This window comes from Streptomyces krungchingensis, from assembly GCF_054729265.1.
Genome location: NZ_JBPUKY010000001.1, coordinates 3,465,211 through 3,484,588 on the forward strand (window position 1 = coordinate 3,465,211; position 19,378 = coordinate 3,484,588).

The following is a 19,378-nucleotide window of genomic DNA, read 5'->3' on the forward strand; positions in this document are numbered from 1 at the left end:
GCCGTCGGGCCCGGTCGACCCAACCCCACTCGGCCACAGCAACTTCAACGGAAGCGAGATTTCACCACCGTGACTGCTCTCACTCTCAGCACCGCCGCAGCGTCCGGTCTGCGGGCCGACGCGATCGTCGTCGGTGTCGCGAAGGGCCCCAAGGGCCCGGTCGTCGCACCGGGCGCCGAGGCCGTGGACAAGGCGTACGACGGCGGGCTCGCCGCGATCCTGGAGACCCTCGGCGCCACCGGTGCCGAGGGCGAGGTGACCAAGCTGCCCGCACCCTCCGGTTTCAAGGCCCCCGTCGTAGTGGCCGTGGGCCTGGGAGCGGTCCCGGAGAAGGACGAGTCGTTCTCCGCCGAGGCGCTGCGCCGCGCCGCCGGTGTCGCCGCCCGCGCCCTCGCCGGGGCCAAGAAGGCCGCGTTCGCCCTGCCGGTGGCGGACGCCGCCGACGCGGGTGCCGTCGCCGAGGGTGCCCGCCTGGGCGCCTACGCCTTCGACGCGTACAAGGAGACGGGCCGGGGCGGCAGCGCCGCCAAGAACGGCAAGGCCCCGCTGGCCGAGGTCGCCCTGCTCGGCGGCAAGCCCCGCGACGCGGCGTACAAGGCGGCCGTCGCGCGGGCCACCACCGTCACCGAGGAGCTCAACCGCGCCCGCGACCTCATCAACACCCCGCCGAACGACCTCACTCCGGAGGCCTTCGCCGCGGTCGCCACCGCGGCCGGCAAGGAGCACGGCATCAAGGTGCAGGTGCTCGACGAGAAGGCTCTGGCGAAGGGCGGCTACGGCGGCATCCTCGGCGTCGGCGCGGGCTCGGCCGCCGCTCCCCGCCTGGTGAAGCTGTCGTACACCTCCCCCAAGGCGAAGAAGTCCCTGGCCTTCGTCGGCAAGGGCATCACCTACGACTCGGGCGGCATCTCCCTCAAGCCGGCCGGCCACAACGAGACGATGAAGTGCGACATGAGCGGTGCCGCGGCGGTCTTCGCCGCGGTGGTCGCCGCCGCGCGTCTGGGCCTGGAGGTCAACGTCACGGGCTGGCTCGCGCTGGCCGAGAACATGCCCTCCGGTTCCGCCACCCGTCCCGGTGACGTGCTGCGCATGTACAGCGGCAAGACCGTCGAGGTCCTCAACACGGACGCCGAGGGCCGGCTGGTCCTCGCCGACGCGCTGTGGAAGGCGTCGGAGGACAAGCCGGACGCGATCGTCGACGTGGCGACGCTGACCGGCGCGATGGTGCTGGCCCTGGGCAGCCGCACCTTCGGCGTGATGGCCAACGACGACGCGTTCCGCGGCTCGATCGTCGAGGCCGCCGAGGAGGTCGGCGAGGAGTCCTGGCCGATGCCGCTGCCCGAGCACCTGCGCAAGGGCATGGACTCCCCGACCGCCGACATCGCCAACATGGGCGAGCGCATGGGCGGTGGCCTGGTCGCCGGCCTGTTCCTGCGCGAGTTCATCGGCGAGGGCATCACCTGGGCGCACCTCGACATCGCCGGCCCGGCGTTCAACGAGGCGGGTCCCTTCGGCTACACCCCCAAGGGCGGCACCGGTTCCGCGGTCCGCACCCTGGTCCGGCTCGCCGAGCTGACGGCGGCGGGCGACCTGGGCTGAGGCCCCTGCCCGTGCACGGCCCCGGGGCGTCGCCGCCCCGGGGCCGTCCGTTCGGCCGCACGAGGGTTTCGCCCTCGACGAAATCCGCAGGTTCTGGTGCACCCGTACCCCGTCGACGTGATGGATCAGACGTCCGAGAGACCGGCCCGGCGTCTCGCTCGCCCTCGACAAGTGCAAAGATGGGTTCTCGGCAGGACAGGGCCCCCACCACAGGGCCGAAGAAAGAGCGGCCGGACACCAGCCGACCGACCGGTCAACCACCCGCAAGGGACAAAGGTGCCCGGCGTACGGCGCACATGCATGGAGGACGTGACGTGGCGAACGACGCCAGCACCGTTTTCGACCTAGTGATCCTCGGCGGCGGTAGCGGCGGTTACGCCGCGGCGCTGCGCGGAGCGCAGCTGGGCCTGGACGTCGCCCTGATCGAGAAGGACAAGGTCGGCGGTACCTGCCTGCACCGTGGGTGCATCCCCACCAAGGCCCTGCTGCACGCCGGCGAGGTCGCCGACCAGGCCCGCGAGAGCGAGCAGTTCGGCGTCAAGGCCACCTTCGAGGGCATCGACGTGGCGGCCGTCCACAAGTACAAGGACGGCGTGATCTCCGGCCTGTACAAGGGCCTTCAGGGGCTGATCGCCTCCCGCAAGGTCACCTACATCGAGGGTGAGGGCCGGCTGTCCTCCCCGACGTCGGTCGACGTGAACGGCCAGCGCATCCAGGGCCGCCACGTGCTGCTGGCGACCGGCTCCGTGCCGAAGTCGCTGCCCGGCCTGGAGATCGACGGCAACCGCATCATCTCCTCCGACCACGCGCTGGTCCTGGACCGCGTCCCGCAGTCCGCGATCGTGCTCGGCGGCGGCGTCATCGGCGTCGAGTTCGCCTCGGCGTGGAAGTCCTTCGGCACCGACGTGACGGTCATCGAGGGTCTCAAGCACCTCGTCCCGGTCGAGGACGAGAACTCCTCCAAGCTTCTTGAGCGCGCGTTCCGCAAGCGCGGCATCAAGTTCAACCTGGGCACCTTCTTCTCGAAGGCCGAGTACACCCAGAACGGTGTCAAGGTCACCCTCGCCGACGGCAAGGAGTTCGAGGCCGAGGTCCTGCTCGTCGCCGTCGGCCGCGGCCCGGTCTCGGCCGGTCTCGGCTACGAGGACCAGGGCGTCGCGATGGACCGCGGCTACGTCCTGGTCGACGAGTACATGCGGACGAACGTCCCGACGATCTCCGCCGTCGGTGACCTGGTCCCCACGCTCCAGCTCGCGCACGTCGGCTTCGCCGAGGGCATCCTGGTGGCGGAGCGTCTGGCCGGTCTGAAGACCGTTCCGATCGACTACGACGGCGTACCGCGGGTGACGTACTGCCACCCGGAGGTCGCCTCCGTGGGTATCACCGAGGCCAAGGCCAAGGAGATCTACGGTGCGGACAAGGTCGTCGCCCTGAAGTACAACCTCGCGGGCAACGGCAAGAGCAAGATCCTGAACACCGCGGGCGAGATCAAGCTCGTCCAGGTGAAGGACGGTGCCGTGGTCGGCGTCCACATGGTCGGCGACCGTATGGGCGAGCAGGTCGGCGAAGCCCAGCTGATCTACAACTGGGAGGCGCTGCCCGCCGAGGTGGCGCAGCTCATCCACGCCCACCCGACGCAGAACGAGGCAATGGGCGAGGCCCACCTGGCCCTCGCGGGCAAGCCCCTGCACTCGCACGACTGATCCGGCTCGCGCCGACCTCAGTCACCGCGTCGCACCTGGGCGCGACGACCACAGACTTCCGCACCCTCCCCGGGCTCTCGACACCGCTCGGACCGGGGAGATCCCATTCGTAAGGAGCAACAGAAACCATGGCGGTTTCCGTAACCCTTCCGGCGCTCGGTGAGAGCGTCACCGAGGGCACTGTCACCCGCTGGCTGAAGGCCGAGGGCGAGCGCGTCGAGGCCGACGAGCCGCTGCTGGAGGTGTCGACCGACAAGGTCGACACCGAGATCCCCTCCCCCGCCGCCGGTGTGCTGGCCTCCATCAAGGTCGCCGAGGACGAGACGGTGGAGGTCGGCGCCGAGCTGGCCGTCATCGACGACGGCACGGGCGCGCCCGCCGCCGCCCCCGCCCCGGCCGCCGCCGAGGCCCCCGCCGCCCCGGCCCCCGCCGCCCCGGCTCCGGTCGCCGAGGCCCCCGCGGCTCCGGCGCCCGCCGCCGCCCCCGCCGCTGCCCCGGCCGGCGGCGCCTCCGGCACCGACGTCGTGCTGCCCGCGCTGGGCGAGTCGGTCACCGAGGGCACCGTCACCCGCTGGCTGAAGCAGGTCGGCGAGGAGGTCGCGGAGGACGAGCCGCTGCTCGAGGTCTCCACCGACAAGGTCGACACCGAGATCCCCGCGCCGGTGGCCGGCGTCCTGCTGGAGATCGTGGTCGGCGAGGACGAGACCGCCGAGGTCGGCGCCAAGCTCGCCGTCATCGGTGCGCCCGGTGCCGCTCCGGCCGCCGCCGCGCCCGCGGCTCCGGCCGCCCCGGCCCCCGCCCCTGCCGCTCCGGCTCCGGCCGCCCCGGCTCCGGCCCCCGCGGCTCCGGCCCCGGCCGCCGCCGCCCCGGCTCCGGTCCAGCCCGCGGCCCCGGCCCCGGCTCCGGCCGCGCCCGCCGCTCCGGCTCCCGCGCCGGTCGCCGCCGCCCCGGTGGCTCCGGCCGCGGCCGCCGCCACCGACGAGGGTGCGTACGTGACCCCGCTGGTGCGCAAGCTCGCCGCCGAGAACGGCGTCGACCTGGCCTCCGTCAAGGGCACCGGCGTCGGCGGTCGTATCCGCAAGCAGGACGTCATCGCCGCCGCCGAGGCCGCGAAGGCCGCCGCTGCCGCTCCGGCTCCCGCCGCCGCGGCGCCGGCCGCCAAGAAGGCCCCGGCCCTGGAGGTCTCGCCGCTGCGCGGCCAGACCGTCAAGATGCCTCGCATCCGCAAGGTCATCGGCGACAACATGGTGAAGGCCCTGCACGAGCAGGCCCAGCTGTCCTCGGTCGTCGAGGTCGACATCACCCGCCTGATGAAGCTCCGCGCGCAGGCGAAGGACTCCTTCGCGGCCCGCGAGGGCGTCAAGCTCTCCCCGATGCCGTTCTTCGTGAAGGCGGCGGCCCAGGCGCTGAAGGCCCACCCGGTCATCAACGCCCGGATCAACGAGGCCGAGGGCACGATCAGCTACTTCGACTCCGAGAACATCGGTATCGCGGTGGACTCCGAGAAGGGCCTGATGACCCCGGTCATCAAGGGTGCGGGCGACCTGAACATCGCCGGCATCGCCAAGGCCACGGCGGACCTGGCGGGCAAGGTCCGCGCCAACAAGATCACCCCGGACGAGCTGTCCGGCGCGACCTTCACCATCTCCAACACCGGCTCGCGCGGCGCGCTGTTCGACACGATCATCGTGCCGCCGAACCAGGTCGCGATCCTGGGCATCGGTGCCACGGTCAAGCGTCCGGCCGTCATCGAGACGGAGGAGGGCACGGTCATCGGCGTCCGCGACATGACGTACCTGACCCTGTCCTACGACCACCGTCTGGTGGACGGCGCCGACGCGGCCCGTTACCTGACCGCGGTCAAGGCGATCCTGGAGGCCGGCGAGTTCGAGGTCGAGCTCGGCCTGTAGTCCTCACCCGCGCCGGCGCGCCGCCCCCGTCCGGGACTCCGGGCGGGGGCGGCGTGTTTGCGGGGTCGGACAGGAGCTAGGCCGTGCGCGGTGTCAGCTTCTCGTCGGTCCACAGCACCAGCGTCTCCACCCACACGTTGGGGATCTCGGTCCGGTAGGCGGGCGTGAGATGGCGCGCCCGGTAGGCCTTCAGCACGTCGTACGTGGCGTCCAGGCAGTCCCGTGAGCTCAGCTCCCCCGTGGCGGGGTCCATGCCGACGAGGAAGCCGCGGCTCTCCACCGTGCGGATCATCGCGCGCGCCGCGGCGACGTCACCGGCCGGCGAGGCGGTGCAGCGGTACCGGCTGTAGGGGTGCGAGGACGTACCGGGGTAGTGGGCGTCGCGGGACATGTCGCTGAGCATCCGGGCGTAGGAGCCCTGCGCGTGCCAGGCCCCGATGTCGCCGCCGGGCGGGGTGTACAGGGCGTTGCTCGGGTTCTCGACCGCGCCGTACTCCCAGCGGTCGGTCCCGGTGACGCGGAAGCCCCAGCCGGTGTGGCCGAACTTCTGCGCGCCGTCGGGCTTGACGAACACGCAGGCGCCGCCGGGTCCCGCGGGCTGTCCCGCGGCCCCCGCGGCGGACGCGGAGCCCGGTGTGCGGGTACCGCCGGACGGGGCGGCGGCGCCCGTGTCCATCGGCCGGCAGCCGGTCGCCGTGCCCACGAGCGCCGCTGCCGCCACTGCCACGGCCGCCCAGCGAAGTGCGCGTACCCGACCCTTCATGACATCCCCCTGACCTGGCGGGGGTGCCGACGGCGGCGACCCCTCTGCCCCTCGCCACTGCGGTCGGGGCCCCGTGGGTTCTCGGGGTGACACGGACGTGACGGGTCCGGGCATCAGCCGGTACGGGTCTTTACAGGCGGGGACGCTCTGACAGCGTGTAAGTCTCGTCTCACCTGCATGAAAGCGCCCCCGAGCGCCCCTCACCGGCGGCGGTGCGGCCTTATTGTCTAAACGTCGAACGGCACCGGAGCCCGCCCGCCGCACTGCCATCGCCCCTCAGACGAGGCCCTTCGGGCCGCAATATTGGATTCAGAGCCTCCGAAGGAGCCCTCATGACCGCGCCCGTCGTCCACTCGCTGCGCGAACAGATCCGCGAGCACATCGTGGAGGGGATCGTGAGCGGGCGCTGGAAGCCGGGCGAGCGGATCGTGGAGCGGCGGATCGCGACGGAGCTGGAGGTCAGCCAGACGCCGGTGCGGGAGGCGCTGCGTGAGCTGGAGTCGCTGCGGCTGATCGAGTCGGCGCCGAACAAGGGCGTCCGGGTGCGGAACCTGACCGCCGCGGACCTGGAGGAGAGCTACCCGGTGCGGGCGGGTCTGGAGGCCATCGCGGCGGAGCTGGCGGCCGAGCGGCTCGCCGAGGACTGCTCGGCGCTGGAGCCGCACGTCACCGCCCTGTACGAGGCCGACCGGCTGTCGGACGGCACCGGGCAGGTCCGTCACACGGTGGCCTTCCACCGCGAACTGGTGCGCGCCGCGGGCAACTCCGTCCTCCTGCACACCTGGGAGGGCCTGGGCATCGAGGTCTTCACGGCCCTTTCCATCCGCTGGCTGGGGACGGTCCAGCAGTCGTACGCGGAGGAGCACGAGGCTCTCGTGGACGCCTTCCGGCGCCGTGACCCGTTGATCGCCGACCTCGTGAAGGCACATGTGCTGGGCTGCGCGCCGAGGCCCTGAACAGCGGAGCGCCCGCATGCTCAGACGTCGTTCCACCTGCGAAAACCTTCGATTTCAAGGCACCGCGTGCCTGGCGCGAAGGCACCCCGTGCCGACTTTCTCGGTCTGAAGAGGTTTTCCCCTTCCACCCTTTGATCGATCATCGATCAGGGAGTTAGAGTCACGTCGGGCTCCCACAAGAGCCCGCCGCCCTGTCCTGCCAAAGACCAAGGGCACCCCCGAAAACCCCTTACCGACGAGGGAACCCCCCTCCGCATCCGGAAGGCGGCGCAATGACCGACCCCACCGCGATCCAGCCCAGCGAGCTCGACCAGCTCCCCGACCGCGACCCGGAGGAGACCGCCGAATGGCAGGCCTCCCTGGACGCCGTCGCCAAGGCAGCCGGGCCGCACCGTGCCGCGTACCTGATGCGCCGCACCCTGGAGCGTGCCGAGGGCAACGGTCTGGCGCTGCCCAAGCTGCTCGAGACCGACTACGTCAACACCATCCCCACCGCCGCCGAGCCCGTCGTGGACGGCGACGAGGAGATGGAGCGCCGGATCACCGCGTGGAACCGCTGGAACGCGGCCGCGATGGTGACCCGCGGCAGCAAGCACGGCGTCGGCGGCCACATCGCCACCTTCGCCTCCGCCGCCTGGCTCTACGAGACGGGCTTCAACCACTTCTTCAAGGGCAAGGAGGCCGACGGGTCCGGCGACCAGCTCTACATCCAGGGCCACGCCTCCCCCGGCATCTACGCCCGCGCCTTCCTCGACGGCCGGCTGACCGAGCAGCACCTCGACAACTTCCGCCAGGAGGCCGGGGGCAACGGTCTGCCGTCGTACCCGCACCCGCGCCGTCTGCCCTGGCTGTGGGAGTTCCCGACGGTCTCCATGGGCCTCGGCCCGCTGTCGGCGATCTACCAGGCGCGCTTCAACCGCTACCTCACCAGCCGCGGCATCAAGGACGTCTCCCAGTCCCACGTGTGGGCGTTCCTCGGTGACGGCGAGATGGACGAGCCCGAGTCGACGGCGGCACTCGCGCTGGCCTCGCGTGAGGGCCTCGACAACCTCACCTTCGTCATCAACTGCAACCTCCAGCGCCTCGACGGCCCGGTCCGCGCCAACTTCAAGATCGTGCAGGAGCTGGAGGCCCAGTTCCGCGGCGCCGGCTGGAACGTCGTCAAGTCGCTGTGGGGCACGGCCTGGGACGAGCTGTTCCAGCTCGACACCACCGGCGCGCTCGTCCGCCGGCTGCGCGAGGTACCCGACGCGCAGGTACAGACGTACCAGACCCGCGGCGCCGCCTACATCCGCGAGGACTTCTTCGGCAAGGACCCGGCGCTCGCCGAGATGGCGAAGCTCCTGAGCGACGACAAGATCCTGGAGTGCTTCCACCTCTCGCGCGGTGGTCACGAGTCGCGCAAGGTCTACGCCGCGTACAAGGCGGCGCTGGCCCACAAGGGCGCGCCGACCGTGATCCTCGCCCAGACGGTCAAGGGCTTCACGCTCGGCGAGGGCTTCGCGTCCAAGAACGCCAACCACCAGATGAAGAAGCTGACGACGGACGAGTTCAAGCAGATGCGTGACCTGCTCGAACTGCCCATCTCCGACAGCCTGTTCGCCGACGGCACGGTGCCCTACGGCCACCCGGGCGCCGACTCCCCCGAGGTCCGCTACCTCCAGGAGCGCCGCGCGGCCCTCGGCGGCCCGGCCCCGGCCCGCCGCACGCACGCCCTCGCCCCGCTGCCCGCCCCGGCCGACAAGGCGTTCGCCTCCTTCGACAAGGGCTCCGGCTCGCAGAACGTCGCCACCACCATGGCGTTCGTCCGCCTGGTCAAGGACCTGGTCCGCGACAAGGAGACCGGCAGGCGCTGGGTGCCGATCGTCCCGGACGAGGCGCGCACCTTCGGCATGGAGAGCCTCTTCCCGTCCCTCGGCATCTACTCGCCCAAGGGCCAGACGTACGAGCCGGTCGACCGCGACCAGCTGATGTACTACAAGGAGGCCAAGGACGGCCAGATCCTCAACGAGGGGATCACCGAGGCCGGCTCCATGGCGGACTTCATCGCCGCGTCCACCGCGTACGCCACGCACGGCGAGGCGATGATCCCCTTCTACATCTTCTACTCGATGTTCGGCTGGCAGCGCACGGCCGACCAGATGTGGCAGCTCGGCGACCAGCTCGGCCGCGGCTTCCTGGTCGGCGCCACGGCCGGCCGGACGACGCTGACGGGCGAGGGCCTCCAGCACGCCGACGGTCACTCCCCCGTCATCGCGGCCACCAACCCGGCAGCGCTGACGTACGACCCGGCGTTCGCCTACGAGGTCGCGACGATCGTCAAGGACGGTCTGCGCCGGATGTACGGCGAGGCCGCACCGGGCGAGGACCCGAACGTCTTCTACTACCTGACGGTCTACAACGAGCCGATCCCGCAGCCGGCCAAGCCGTCCGGCCTCGGCATCGACGAGGGCATCGTCAAGGGCCTGTACCGCTTCAACACGGCCGAGTCGGCGGGCCTGTCCCCCGTCGCGAACGCCCCGCGCATCCAGCTGCTGGGCTCCGGCACGGCGATCCACTGGGCGCTCGACGCCCAGAGACTGCTCGCCGAGGAGTGGGGCGTGGCCGGCGACGTGTGGTCCGCGACCTCCTGGACCGAGCTGCGGCGCGACGCGCTGGAGGCCGACGCGGCGCTGCTGCGCGGCGAGGAGCGGGTGCCGTTCGTGCGCCAGGCGCTCCAGGGTGCCGAGGGCCCGGTCCTCGCGGTCTCCGACTACATGCGCCAGGTCCCGGACCAGATCGCGCAGTGGGTCGAGCAGGACTACTCCTCGCTCGGTGCCGACGGCTTCGGTCTGTCCGACACCCGTGAGGCGGCCCGCCGCCACTTCGGGGTGGACGCCCAGTCGATCGTCGTCGCGGCGCTGGCGCAGCTCGCGCGGCGCGGCGAGGTCAAGGCGTCGGCCGTGAAGGAGGCCCGGGAGCGCTACGGCCTGTAGCACCCGAGGAGTTCCGGGGTCACCCGGTGCGGGGCACGGCGATCCGGTGCGGGGGCACGGCGGTCGCCGTGCCCCCGCGCGTTTTCCGGCTCCTGTCCCCTCGGTCCGTTGTCAGTGGTGCGCGGCATCATGAACCCATGCGTGCTGCCCGGCTGATCAGGATGGTGCTGCTGCTCCAGTCGCGGGCGTCGATGACCGCCGCCGAACTGGCGCGGGAGCTGGAGGTGTCCGAGCGGACGGTCACACGCGACGCGCAGGCGCTCTCGGAGGCGGGCGTCCCGGTGTACGCGGACCGCGGGCGCGCCGGGGGCTACCGCCTGGTCGGCGGTTACCGCACCCGGCTGACGGGACTGGCGCGGAGCGAGGCGGAGGCACTGTTCCTGAGCGGGGTGCCGGGAGCCCTGCGCGAGATGGGCCTGGAGGACACGGCGTCGGCGGCCCGGCTGAAGGTGTCCGCGGCGCTGCTGCCGTCCCTGCGGGACGCCTCGCGCACGGCGGCGCAGCGGTTCCATCTGGACGCGCCGGCCTGGTTCAGCGAGCCCGAGACGCCCGAGCTGCTGCCCGCGGTGGCGGAGGCGGTCTGGGACGACCGGCTCGTCGTGGCGCGGTACCGGCGCGGCGAGGCGGAGGTGCGGCGCGCCCTGGAGCCGTACGGCCTCGTCCTCAAGGCGGGTGTCTGGTACGTGTGCGCGCGGGTGCCCGACGCGGGGTCGTTCCGGGTGTACCGCATCGACCGGTTCAGCAGCGTCGAGGCCGCCGACGAAAGGTTCCGGAGGGAGGACGACTTCGATCTGCGCGCGTTCTGGGACGAGCGGGCCGAGGAGTTCGCCCGGTCCATCCTGCGGGCCGAGGTCGTCGTGCGGCTGTCCCCGGACGGCGTACGACGACTGCCGTACGCCGTCGGACTCCCCTCGGCGAAGGAAGCCCTGGAGGAGTGCGGCGCGCCCGACGAAGAGGGCCGACTGACCGTCACGCTTCCCGTCGAGTCCGAGGAGGTCGCCCGCACGCAGCTCATGGGGCTCGGGCCGGAGGTGGAGGTGCTCTCCCCGGCGGCGCTGCGGGACCGCTTCGCGAGGGACGCGGCCCGGCTCGCGGCCCTGTACGGGCGAGTTGACCCCGACGGACCCTCCGCCGCCGCGGAGCACTCCTGAAATGCGCTTGAAATGCGTATGAACCCGGCGGTTTTACCTTCGGCATGTGCACGCATAACAATCTGCTCCACTCCACGTGCGTCCCTCCCGTCCAGGCCCGATGCTGGACCCGTGATGGACGAGACGGAGTTCTGGGAGCTGGTGGACACCACCCGTGCGGCCGCCGAGGGCGACCCCGAGGAGCAGGCCGACCTGCTCGTCGAGCGGCTCGTGCAGTTGGACCCCGATCTGGTCCTGGACTTCGCCCGGCACTTCGAGTCCCGCTACAACCGCGCGTACCGCTGGGACCTGTGGGGTGCCGCCTGGGTGCTGCTCGACGGCGCCAGCGACGACGCCTTCGACTTCTTCCGGTGCTGGCTGATCGGCCAGGGCCGGGAGGTCTTCGAGGGCGCGGTGCACGACCCGGACTCCCTCGCCGACCTCCTGGACGACTTCGACGAGGAGATCGACGGCGACGGCGAGGAGCTGGGCTACTCGGCCGACGAGGCCTACGAGCAGCTCACCGGCGCCGTCGCGCCCGACCTCGGTATCCCGCCCGCCGCCGCGGAGCCCGAGGGCACACCGCTCGACTTCGAGAACGAGGCGGTCATCGCGGAGCGCTACCCCAAGCTGTGGGACCGCTTCAGGGACTGACGCGGCCTCAGCGGCCGGCCCGCCGTCCTGGCGTCACCCTCCCTCCCGTCCCGACCGTCCTGACCGTCCCGACCGTCCCGACCGTCACGGCCGTCACGGCCGTCCAGCGGTCCGCCCGCCACCGGGCGTCCGCCTCCCTCATGCCACCGCGCGTCGGCGGCCGGTCTCCGCGGGGAGGTAGGCCTGGGGCTGTTCGGCCCGTACGGCGTGGTGCAGCGGTGCCGCGTTCGCCTGGTCCAGGGCGGACGCCGTGACCGCCGCCGGCCCCAGGACGACCGTCGCCGCCGCGCAGACCACCGTCCACGGACTGCGCGCCGTCCGGGCCCAGCCGGCCACCCCGCGCGTGGTCCTCGTCCCGCCGTTCGTCATGGTCCCCACCTCCGGTCAGTGCCTACGACGACGGTAGGAGGCCCGGCTCTGCGGAGTCTGTGAGCCGCCTGCGGTGGGGCTGTGGCTGTGCGGGCGCCGCCCGCGCGGCGCACGCCGCGGGCCTCACCGTCCCTGGAGGCGGGCGGCTTCGTCCCTGATCGCGGGGAGCCGGGCCGTCAGCGCCGCCCCCGGGCAGGTGGTCATGAACGCGGCATTGTGGCCGGCGACGGTGGGCAGTGCGGCGGAGGTGCCCGCGGAGAACCGGCTCAGACTGTTGCTGGAGCGCAGCCGCACGATGGCGCGCGGGTCGGTGTCGGAGATCCCGAGCTTCCAGGCGACGAGACGGGCGATGGCGTCCGTCATCGCCCGCGGCACCGGCGTCCCGGACGTGAAGGTGCCGATGGCCGCGACCCCGGCGGTGCGGTGGTTGAAGCCCTGTGTGTGCGCCCCGGTGACGGGCCGGTCGATGCCGCCCGCGCGGCCCTCGTAGATGGTGCCGCAGCGGTCGACGAGGAAGTTGTAGCCGATGTCGTCCCAGTCCTTGGCGCCCGTCTGCCCCGCGTAGAGGTCGCGGATGATGCGGGGCGCGTCGGCGCAGTCGTAGCCGTTCGGCGAATCGGTGTGGTGGACGAAGACCGCGACGACCCGGTCGTCGTAGCGCGGTGCCGGCTGCGCGTGCGTGCTGGCGGCGTCCAGCCACGTCGAGCGCGGCAGGATCGGCGGCCGGGGGCCGGGGTGGGCCGCGGCGGGCCGGGCGACGGACGGCCGGGCGGGCCCGGTCTGCGCGCGGTCCACCGTGGCCGCGCACATCACCAGCGCGAGGACGGCGGCGAGGCCGGGCACACAGCCGAGCAGCACGCGCACGGACCTGGGCAGGCGGTCCGGGAAGCCGGGCGCACGCGGCGCACGCGCACTCCACGGCAGGAACCGGCCGCGCCCCGGGCGTCCCGGGCCGCCGTGGGACCGGCGCGGCCGGCGCGTCCGCAGCGCGCCGGGCCCGCCCGCCCGGAGCCGACGGAGCACCGCGAGCGGCGGCCGTCCCGCGCCTCGCCCCCGTGCCCCCCGCGTCTTCCGGAAGACACGCATGCAGACACCCTGGCCCCGATCCGCGCCGTCCGCGATGTGTGCTGTGCCACCCGGTGGAACCATTGGTCCGGTCCGAGTCGTTTTTACAGGTCCACGCGTGTGTGACCCTTTCCCCGGCGCCACGCGCGCGTGCCTGATCACTGGGCCCGCCCCACGCGTACTAAGGGGCCCGAGAGAAAGGCGGCTCCGTGGACGTGCTCGACCTCCTGCTGATGCTGGTGATCCTGGTCTACGCGGCGTCCGGCTACCGCCGCGGCCTGGTCGCCGGCTGTGTGTCCCTGGCGGGATTCGTGGGCGGTGCCGTGATCGGTGTGTGGGTGCTGCCGTGGATCATGGACCTGGTCACGGCCGGGACCCCGGCGGCGACGGTGACGGCCGTGCTGACGGTGCTGGTGCCGGCGGTGGTGGGCCACGAGATGGCGGGCAGGCTGGCGCTCAAGCTGCGCCGCGAGCTCGACCGGGGACCGCTGCGGGTGGCGGACGGCGTCGGCGGGGCCGCGGCCAACACGGTGGCGGTGCTGCTGGTGGCCTGGGTGGCCGCGAGCGTCCTGGGCGCGTCCTCGTCGACCGTGGTGACGCAGTCGATCCGCAATTCGGCGCTGCTGGGCGCCGTCCAGGACACGATGCCGGACACCACACCGGACTGGTTCTCGCGCGCGACCTCCGCGCTCACCGAGGCCGGCTTCCCCCAGGTCTTCAATCCGTTCGAGAGCGAGCCGACGACGGGCGTCGCCAAGCCCTCCGGGGACAGCGTCACGACGGCCGCCACGAACGCCGCGAAACTCAGCACGGTCAAGGTGGAGGGCAGCTCCGGCGTCCAGGGACGCGAGGGCAGCGGCTTCGTGTACACGTCCGAGCACGTGATGACGAACGCCCATGTCGTGGCCGGCATCGACCAGCCGACGGTGCGGGTGGGCGGCGTCGGCGAGGCGTACGAGGCCACCGTCGTGCTCTTCGATCCGCAGAAGGACGTCGCCGTCCTCTACGTCCCGGGGCTGCGCGCGCCCGCGCTCCGCTTCGACGACACCGCCTCGCGCGGCGACTCGGCGGTCGTGGCGGGCTATCCGCAGGACGGCGGCCTCGACCTCCAGGCGGCCACGGTCGCGGGCCGCATCGACGCGACGGGCCAGAACATCTACAACTCGGACACCGTCACCCGCGAGATCTACGCGGTCCGCTCCACCGTCCGCCCCGGCAATTCCGGCGGTCCGCTGCTGACCACCGACGGCCGGGTGTACGGCGTGGTCTTCGCCCGGTCGACCTCGGACAGCGAGACCGGTTACGTGCTGACGGCGGACGAGGTGGCGGGCGACGCGCGGCGGGCGGCGGACGCGACGAGGTCGGTGGACACGGGCGACCTCGTCACGTCGTAGATCCGGACGGCCCGGTCACGGCGTGGGCCCGGCGGCCCGCCCGCCACGGCTCAGGGGCCCGGCGTCAGAGCGTCAGAGCGTCAGAGCGTCAGAGCGAACGTCCCATGAACACGTCGTCCACGTACATGCCGTCCAGCAGGAACTCCTCGGGCAGGACGCCCTCCACGACGAAGCCCTCCGACTCGTACAGCCCCCGTGCCGGGGCGTTGTGCCCGAGGACCCGCAGCGTGATCCGCCGGGCGCCCTGCCGGCGGGCCTCGTCCTGCACGGCCCGCAGCAGGGCGCGCCCGACGCCGGTACCGCGCGCCTCGTCGGCGACGACGAGCCCCTGGATCTGCCGCACGTGCGCGTTGCAGGCGAGCGGGGTGGGGAAGCCCAGGCGGATGTAGCCCACCACGCGGCCGCCGATCTCGGCGACGAGATGGTCACGCGGTCCGAAGCGCTCGCTGTAGAAGGGCTCGTACGGGGGCTGCGGGCGCGGTGCGACGGCGTGCAGCGTGGACCAGGTGACCCGGTCGAGGCGCCCGAGCTCGTCCTCGTCGTCGAGCGTGGCGGTGCGTATGAGCGGTGCTGGCATGCCGATCACTGTACGGCTCCGCCACCTGGCCTCGTCCCGCGATTTCCCGGGCTTCGCGGGCAGGATGGACTCATGAGCGACTCGACTCTTCCCCCCGGTTCGCGTGTTGCCGTCGCCGGTGCGTCCGGCCTGATCGGTTCGGCGCTGGCGCGCTCGCTGGCCGCGGACGGACATGTGGTGGTGCGTCTGGTGCGCCGGGCGCCCCGTACGGAGGACGAGGTCGAGTGGGACCCCGAACGGGAGCGGATCGACACGGCGGGCCTCGCCGGCTGCGCCGCGGTGGTCAATCTGGCGGGGGCGGGCATCGCCGCGCAGCGCTGGACGGAGGCGTACCGGCGCAGGATCCGGGAGAGCCGGGTCCTCGGCACGGCGACGCTGGCCGACGCGGTGGCCTCCCTCGACGAGCCGCCCGCGGTGTTCGTGAACGGCAGCGCGATCGGGTACTACGGCGACACGGACGGCCGGGCGGTGGACGAGTCGGCGCCGCCCGGGACCGGTTTCCTGTCCTCGCTGTGCGTGGACTGGGAGGAGGCGGCCGGTCCCGCCCAGGACGCCGGTGTCCGTACGGTCTTCGCCCGGACCGGCCTGGTGGTCTCCAGCAAGGGCGGCGCGTGGGCGAAGCTGTTCCCGCTCTTCAAGGCGGGGGTCGGCGGCCGGATGGGCGACGGCCGTCAGTACTGGAGCTTCATCTCCCTGCACGACGAGGTGGCGGCGATCCGGCACCTCATCGACACGGACCGGCTCGCCGGCCCGGTGAACCTGACGGCTCCGGACCCGCTCACCAACCGCGAGATCACCGAGGCGATGGGCCGTGTCCTGCACCGCCCCACCGTGTTCACCACCCCGGCTCCGCTGCTGCGTCTCGCCCTCGGCGACATGGCCGGCGACATCCTCGGCAGCCAGCGCGTCCTGCCCGGCCGTCTCCTGGAATCGGGCTTCTCGTTCGCGTTCCCGTCGATCGAGGGGGCGCTGCGGGCGGCGCTCGACTGAGCGGTACGCGGCGGCCGGGACCGTCCGAGCGGCCGTACCGGAGAGTCACATGCACCCCCCATGCGCCCGTGCACGGCCGCCGCGCGTCTTCCGCCGTCCGCGGGCGCACCTACCCTCGATCCGAACTCGGGTATTCCAGAAGCCTGTTGGGGGCATGACGTCCCCACCGGCCGCGCAACCTCGGGGAGGGGCACGTGCTAGAGCCCGCACGTCACACCGCGCAGATCGCGGAGATCGCGGAATACGCTGCATACGCAGAAGACGCACCACGCGCACAGGACGTCGACGTCGTCGTCGTGGGAGCCGGGGCAGCCGGCCTGGCGGCCGCGCTCCATCTGACCAGGGCGGGGCTGTCGACCACCGTCCTGGAGGCCGCGCCGCACGTGGGCGGGCGCATGGCGACGGAGAAGGTCGACGGCTTCCGGCTGGACCGGCTGGGCCGGCTGCTGTCCACCTCGTACCCCGAACTGCGCCGCACCCCGGGCCTGGACGGTCTCGTCCTGCGCCCCTTCTCCCCGGGCGTGCTGCTGCACAGCGACGGTCACCACCACCGTGCGGCCGTCTCCCCGTCGGCTCCCGTCGTGCCCCGAAGCGCAAGGGGCGCACTCACCACCGCGCGCGCCCTCGCGAGCGCCCCCCGGCTCTCGCTGGCCCGCCCGCAACGCGCCGCCACGCGCCCCGGCCCCCTCGGCGGCCCGCTCGACCAGTCCCGTCTGGCCAACGCCCTGGCCCGGATCTCCGCCACCCCGCCGGAGCGTCTGCTCGGCCGCCCGGACGCGCCGGCCGCCCGGGCGCTCGCCTCCTGCGGGCTGCCGGCCCGCACGGTCGACGGCTTCCTGCGCCCCCTGCTCGCCGCGCTGCTGTGCGACCCGGACCTGAAGACCTCGAGCCGCTGCGCGGACCTCGCCCTGCACTCCTTCGCGACGGGCCGGCTGTGTCTGCCCGAGGGCGGCGCGGACGCGCTCCCGGAGCTGCTCGCCGCGGCGCTGCCGCCGGGCACGGTACGCACCGGCGTGGAGGTCACCTCGGTCTCCACGACCAGCGTGACGACGAGGGAGCACGGCCGGATCGGCTGCCGGGCCCTCCTGCTGGCGACCGGAGCCCGTGCCGCGGCCGAGCTGCTGCCCGGCCTGCGCCTGCCCGCCTTCCACCCGGTGACGGTCCTTCACCACACCACCGACGAGACCCCGCTCACGGAGGACGCCCTGCTGCTGGACGCCGACCGCGGCGGCCCCGTGGCGCACACCGCGGTCGTCAGCCGGGTCGACCCGACGCGCGCGCCCGAGGGCCGCGCCCTCATCTCCTCGACGGTGCTGGGCACTCCACCGGCCGCGGCGCACCTGGACGCGGCGGTCCGCGCCCAACTGGCCCGTCTCTACGGGACGTCGACGACCCGCTGGGAACTCCTCGCGGTCCATCACGACCCCGAGGCGGTCCCGGCGATGCCGTCGCCGCACGATCCGCACCGCCCGGTACGGCTCCTCGCCGGCCTGTACGTCTGCGGCGACCACCGGGACACCAGCACCGTGCAGGGTGCGCTGCACTCGGCCCGCCGGGCCGCCCATGCCCTGCTCTCGGACCTGGGCGCCCGACCGGCCCCGCTGGCGGAACCCCTGGAGACCGCGGCCTGAGCCGTCCCCGGCGTCAGCCCAGCGCCGCCACCCTGTCCCGGTAACCGCGTACGGGCGTCGCGTCCTTGTAGGGCTCCAGGCGCCGCTCGAAGTCCCGTACGTACTCGACGGCCCGCACCGACCGCATCTCGGCCGCCTGCCCGGCCGCCTCCGCGCCGAGCTGGCAGGCCTGGTCGAGCTCTCCGAGGCCGAGCCGCGCGGAGGCGAGCACCACGCGGCAGAAGAGCCGGCTGCGCGCATAGCCGGGCGCCCGCAGTTGCAGCGAGCGCTCGGCGTGCTGCGCCGCGGCCCGGTACTGCTGGAGGTCGCGGTGGCAGTGCCCGAACTCGTCGGCGAGCTGCGCCTCGTCGAAGAACCGTGCCCAGTGCGGGACCTCCTCGCCCGTCCGGGACGCCTCCAGCGCGCGCTCGGCCCGCACGAGGGCGGCGGTGCAGGCGCGCACCTCGCCCAGCACGCCGTGTCCGCGCGCCTCGGCCGCGTGCAGCAGTGCCTGCACCACGGACGGCGCCGCCGATCCGACCCCCTGCTGGGCCACTCGCGCCAGCTGCACGGCCTCCCGGCCGTGGCCGAGATAGACGGCCTGGCGGCTCATCGTGACCAGCACGTAGGAGCCGTAGGCGCGGTCCCCGGCGGCCTGCGACAGGCGCAGCGCCTGGACGAAGTACCGCTGTGCGAGCCCGTGCGCGGCGATGTCGTACGAGGTCCAGCCGGCGAGCCGGGTGAGGTCGGCGGCGGCGGCGAACAGCCGCCGGCCGGTCTGCTCGCCGTACGTGCCGCGCAGCATCGGCTCGGCCTCGTGCTCCAGGTAGCGGACCAGTGCCTGGCGTGCGTGGCCGCCGCCGTAGGCGTTGTCGAGGGCGCGGAAGAGTTCGCCGACCGAGCGGAGCGCCGCGATGTCGCCCCCGGTGACCTTCTGCCCGGGGCCGCGCTCGGTCTGGCTGCGCTGCCGCGGGACCGCCGGCCGCCCCTGCCCGGGGACACGGCCGGGCCCGGTCTCACCGCGGCCGACCCGGTCGTCGGCCCGCCCGATCAGCCAGTCCCGGCTGGGGACGACGAGTCCCGCCGGGGTGAAGGCGATCTTGCGGAGCTCGGCGTGACTGCCGGAGTCCTTGCGCCACAGGCCGCTGACGATGTCCACGGCCTCCTCGGGGGTCGCGGCGAACTCCAGCCCCGCGTAGACCGGGGCGCAGGCGTCGAGCCCGAGGTCCTGCGCGGTGAGCCGGCGGCCGAGGCGGCGGGTGAACACCTCGGCGATGAGCGCGGGCGTGGTGCCCCGGGGTTGCTGCCCGCGCAGCCACCGGGTGACGGATGTCTTGTCGTATCTCAGATCGAGTCCGTGTTCGAGGCCGAGCTGGTCCACGCGACGGGCGAGACCTGCGTTGGAGAACCCCGCTTCTGCGATGAGCGCGGCGAGCTGGCGGTTGGGGGTGCGCTGCGCGGGTCGTTCCGTCATCTGCGGTGCGGTCTCCTGCCTTCCGGGTCACTGCGACTTGCCCGGATTGCCTGTGAGCAGCCCTTATGGCCTCGTGAACGGCGCGAATGTAGCGGAGCGTAAGCACCTCATCGCAGACTTCGAGGTTCATTCATCCGATCGTGTGAGGATTGGCCACTCGGCTGACGGCCGGCGGCCGGACGTACAGTGGCGTGGGTGCGCCACGGACC

15 protein-coding genes are annotated in these 19,378 nt (G+C 73.0%); 10 read left to right on the plus strand and 5 right to left on the minus strand.

Annotation, left to right across the window (positions count from 1 at the left end; all coding sequences use genetic code 11):
• The first annotated feature begins 69 nt into the window (after nt 1-69).
• The 3 genes from ACSYGO_RS15445 (at nt 70) to sucB (ending at nt 5,212) form a co-directional block, all read left to right on the plus strand.
• Nucleotides 70-1,599, plus strand: a complete 1,530-nt coding sequence (locus ACSYGO_RS15445) for a leucyl aminopeptidase (protein ID WP_426675802.1) — start codon at nt 70-72, stop codon at nt 1,597-1,599.
• A gap of 314 nt (nt 1,600-1,913) precedes the next feature.
• A complete protein-coding gene (lpdA, locus tag ACSYGO_RS15450) occupies nt 1,914-3,302 on the plus strand; it encodes a dihydrolipoyl dehydrogenase (RefSeq protein ID WP_426675801.1) in 1,389 nt (462 codons plus the stop codon).
• Between the two features lie 128 nt (nt 3,303-3,430).
• Nucleotides 3,431-5,212, plus strand: coding sequence for a 2-oxoglutarate dehydrogenase, E2 component, dihydrolipoamide succinyltransferase (gene sucB / locus ACSYGO_RS15455; protein WP_460386869.1), 1,782 nt, complete (start codon nt 3,431-3,433; stop codon nt 5,210-5,212).
• A gap of 76 nt (nt 5,213-5,288) precedes the next feature.
• On the opposite strand, the gene ACSYGO_RS15460 is transcribed toward sucB, so the two are convergent.
• Nucleotides 5,289-5,975: a hypothetical protein gene (locus tag ACSYGO_RS15460; protein ID WP_460386870.1), complete on the minus strand. Its 687-nt coding sequence runs from the start codon at nt 5,973-5,975 to the stop codon at nt 5,289-5,291.
• A gap of 332 nt (nt 5,976-6,307) precedes the next feature.
• Between ACSYGO_RS15460 and ACSYGO_RS15465 the strand changes: the two genes are divergently transcribed.
• The 4 genes from ACSYGO_RS15465 to ACSYGO_RS15480 all read left to right on the plus strand — a co-directional run bounded on the left by ACSYGO_RS15465 (nt 6,308) and on the right by ACSYGO_RS15480 (nt 11,690).
• On the plus strand, nt 6,308-6,931 hold the full coding sequence (locus ACSYGO_RS15465) for a GntR family transcriptional regulator (protein ID WP_095933823.1): 624 nt from the start codon (nt 6,308-6,310) through the stop codon (nt 6,929-6,931).
• Nucleotides 6,932-7,203: 272 nt separating this feature from the next.
• Nucleotides 7,204-9,906, plus strand: coding sequence for a pyruvate dehydrogenase (acetyl-transferring), homodimeric type (gene aceE / locus ACSYGO_RS15470; RefSeq protein ID WP_432185854.1), 2,703 nt, complete (start codon nt 7,204-7,206; stop codon nt 9,904-9,906).
• 137 nt (nt 9,907-10,043) lie between these two features.
• Nucleotides 10,044-11,057, plus strand: a complete 1,014-nt coding sequence (locus ACSYGO_RS15475; RefSeq protein WP_426675797.1) for a helix-turn-helix transcriptional regulator — start codon at nt 10,044-10,046, stop codon at nt 11,055-11,057.
• Nucleotides 11,058-11,171: 114 nt separating this feature from the next.
• Nucleotides 11,172-11,690 (plus strand): DUF4240 domain-containing protein, encoded by a 519-nt coding sequence (locus ACSYGO_RS15480; RefSeq protein ID WP_028805180.1) that lies wholly within the window; start codon nt 11,172-11,174, stop codon nt 11,688-11,690.
• Between the two features lie 138 nt (nt 11,691-11,828).
• Here ACSYGO_RS15480 and ACSYGO_RS15485 read toward each other — a convergent pair whose 3' ends face one another.
• Together ACSYGO_RS15485 and ACSYGO_RS15490 are read right to left on the minus strand one after the other, a co-directional pair.
• Nucleotides 11,829-12,059 (minus strand): hypothetical protein, encoded by a 231-nt coding sequence (locus ACSYGO_RS15485; protein ID WP_426675796.1) that lies wholly within the window; start codon nt 12,057-12,059, stop codon nt 11,829-11,831.
• A gap of 123 nt (nt 12,060-12,182) precedes the next feature.
• On the minus strand, nt 12,183-12,917 hold the full coding sequence (locus ACSYGO_RS15490) for a peptidoglycan recognition protein family protein (RefSeq protein ID WP_426675795.1): 735 nt from the start codon (nt 12,915-12,917) through the stop codon (nt 12,183-12,185).
• Nucleotides 12,918-13,333: 416 nt separating this feature from the next.
• On the opposite strand from ACSYGO_RS15490, the gene ACSYGO_RS15495 reads away from it, so the two are divergent.
• The gene (locus tag ACSYGO_RS15495; RefSeq protein WP_460386871.1) at nt 13,334-14,518 is read left to right on the plus strand and encodes a MarP family serine protease; all 1,185 of its coding nucleotides are present in this window, start codon (nt 13,334-13,336) and stop codon (nt 14,516-14,518) included.
• 88 nt (nt 14,519-14,606) lie between these two features.
• Here the strand turns inward: ACSYGO_RS15495 and ACSYGO_RS15500 are convergent, their stop codons facing one another.
• Nucleotides 14,607-15,095, minus strand: coding sequence for a GNAT family N-acetyltransferase (locus tag ACSYGO_RS15500; protein ID WP_426675793.1), 489 nt, complete (start codon nt 15,093-15,095; stop codon nt 14,607-14,609).
• 72 nt (nt 15,096-15,167) lie between these two features.
• Here ACSYGO_RS15500 and ACSYGO_RS15505 point away from each other — a divergent pair, with 72 nt between their 5' ends.
• A complete protein-coding gene (locus tag ACSYGO_RS15505; protein ID WP_345643356.1) occupies nt 15,168-16,085 on the plus strand; it encodes a TIGR01777 family oxidoreductase in 918 nt (305 codons plus the stop codon).
• Nucleotides 16,086-16,318: 233 nt separating this feature from the next.
• The gene (locus tag ACSYGO_RS15510) at nt 16,319-17,716 is read left to right on the plus strand and encodes an NAD(P)/FAD-dependent oxidoreductase (RefSeq protein ID WP_460389719.1); all 1,398 of its coding nucleotides are present in this window, start codon (nt 16,319-16,321) and stop codon (nt 17,714-17,716) included.
• 13 nt (nt 17,717-17,729) lie between these two features.
• On the opposite strand, the gene ACSYGO_RS15515 is transcribed toward ACSYGO_RS15510, so the two are convergent.
• Nucleotides 17,730-19,169 carry a regulator gene (locus tag ACSYGO_RS15515; protein ID WP_095933832.1) on the minus strand — a complete coding sequence of 480 codons (1,440 nt, stop codon included), beginning with the start codon at nt 19,167-19,169 and terminating at the stop codon, nt 17,730-17,732.
• Nucleotides 19,170-19,378: the final 209 nt, after the last annotated feature.

What these genes read in the sequence shown, in the direction of transcription:
- ACSYGO_RS15465 (WP_095933823.1), top strand. Translation starts at nt 6,308, where the DNA reads ATGACCGCGCCCGTCGTCCACTCGCTGCGCGAACAGATCCGCGAGCAC.
- sucB (WP_460386869.1), top strand. Translation starts at nt 3,431, where the DNA reads ATGGCGGTTTCCGTAACCCTTCCGGCGCTCGGTGAGAGCGTCACCGAG.
- ACSYGO_RS15475 (WP_426675797.1), top strand. Translation starts at nt 10,044, where the DNA reads ATGCGTGCTGCCCGGCTGATCAGGATGGTGCTGCTGCTCCAGTCGCGG.
- ACSYGO_RS15480 (WP_028805180.1), top strand. Translation starts at nt 11,172, where the DNA reads ATGGACGAGACGGAGTTCTGGGAGCTGGTGGACACCACCCGTGCGGCC.
- ACSYGO_RS15460 (WP_460386870.1), bottom strand. Translation starts at nt 5,975, where the DNA reads ATGAAGGGTCGGGTACGCGCACTTCGCTGGGCGGCCGTGGCAGTGGCG.
- ACSYGO_RS15515 (WP_095933832.1), bottom strand. Translation starts at nt 19,169, where the DNA reads ATGACGGAACGACCCGCGCAGCGCACCCCCAACCGCCAGCTCGCCGCG.
- ACSYGO_RS15500 (WP_426675793.1), bottom strand. Translation starts at nt 15,095, where the DNA reads ATGCCAGCACCGCTCATACGCACCGCCACGCTCGACGACGAGGACGAG.
- ACSYGO_RS15485 (WP_426675796.1), bottom strand. Translation starts at nt 12,059, where the DNA reads ATGACGAACGGCGGGACGAGGACCACGCGCGGGGTGGCCGGCTGGGCC.
- ACSYGO_RS15505 (WP_345643356.1), top strand. Translation starts at nt 15,168, where the DNA reads ATGAGCGACTCGACTCTTCCCCCCGGTTCGCGTGTTGCCGTCGCCGGT.
- aceE (WP_432185854.1), top strand. Translation starts at nt 7,204, where the DNA reads ATGACCGACCCCACCGCGATCCAGCCCAGCGAGCTCGACCAGCTCCCC.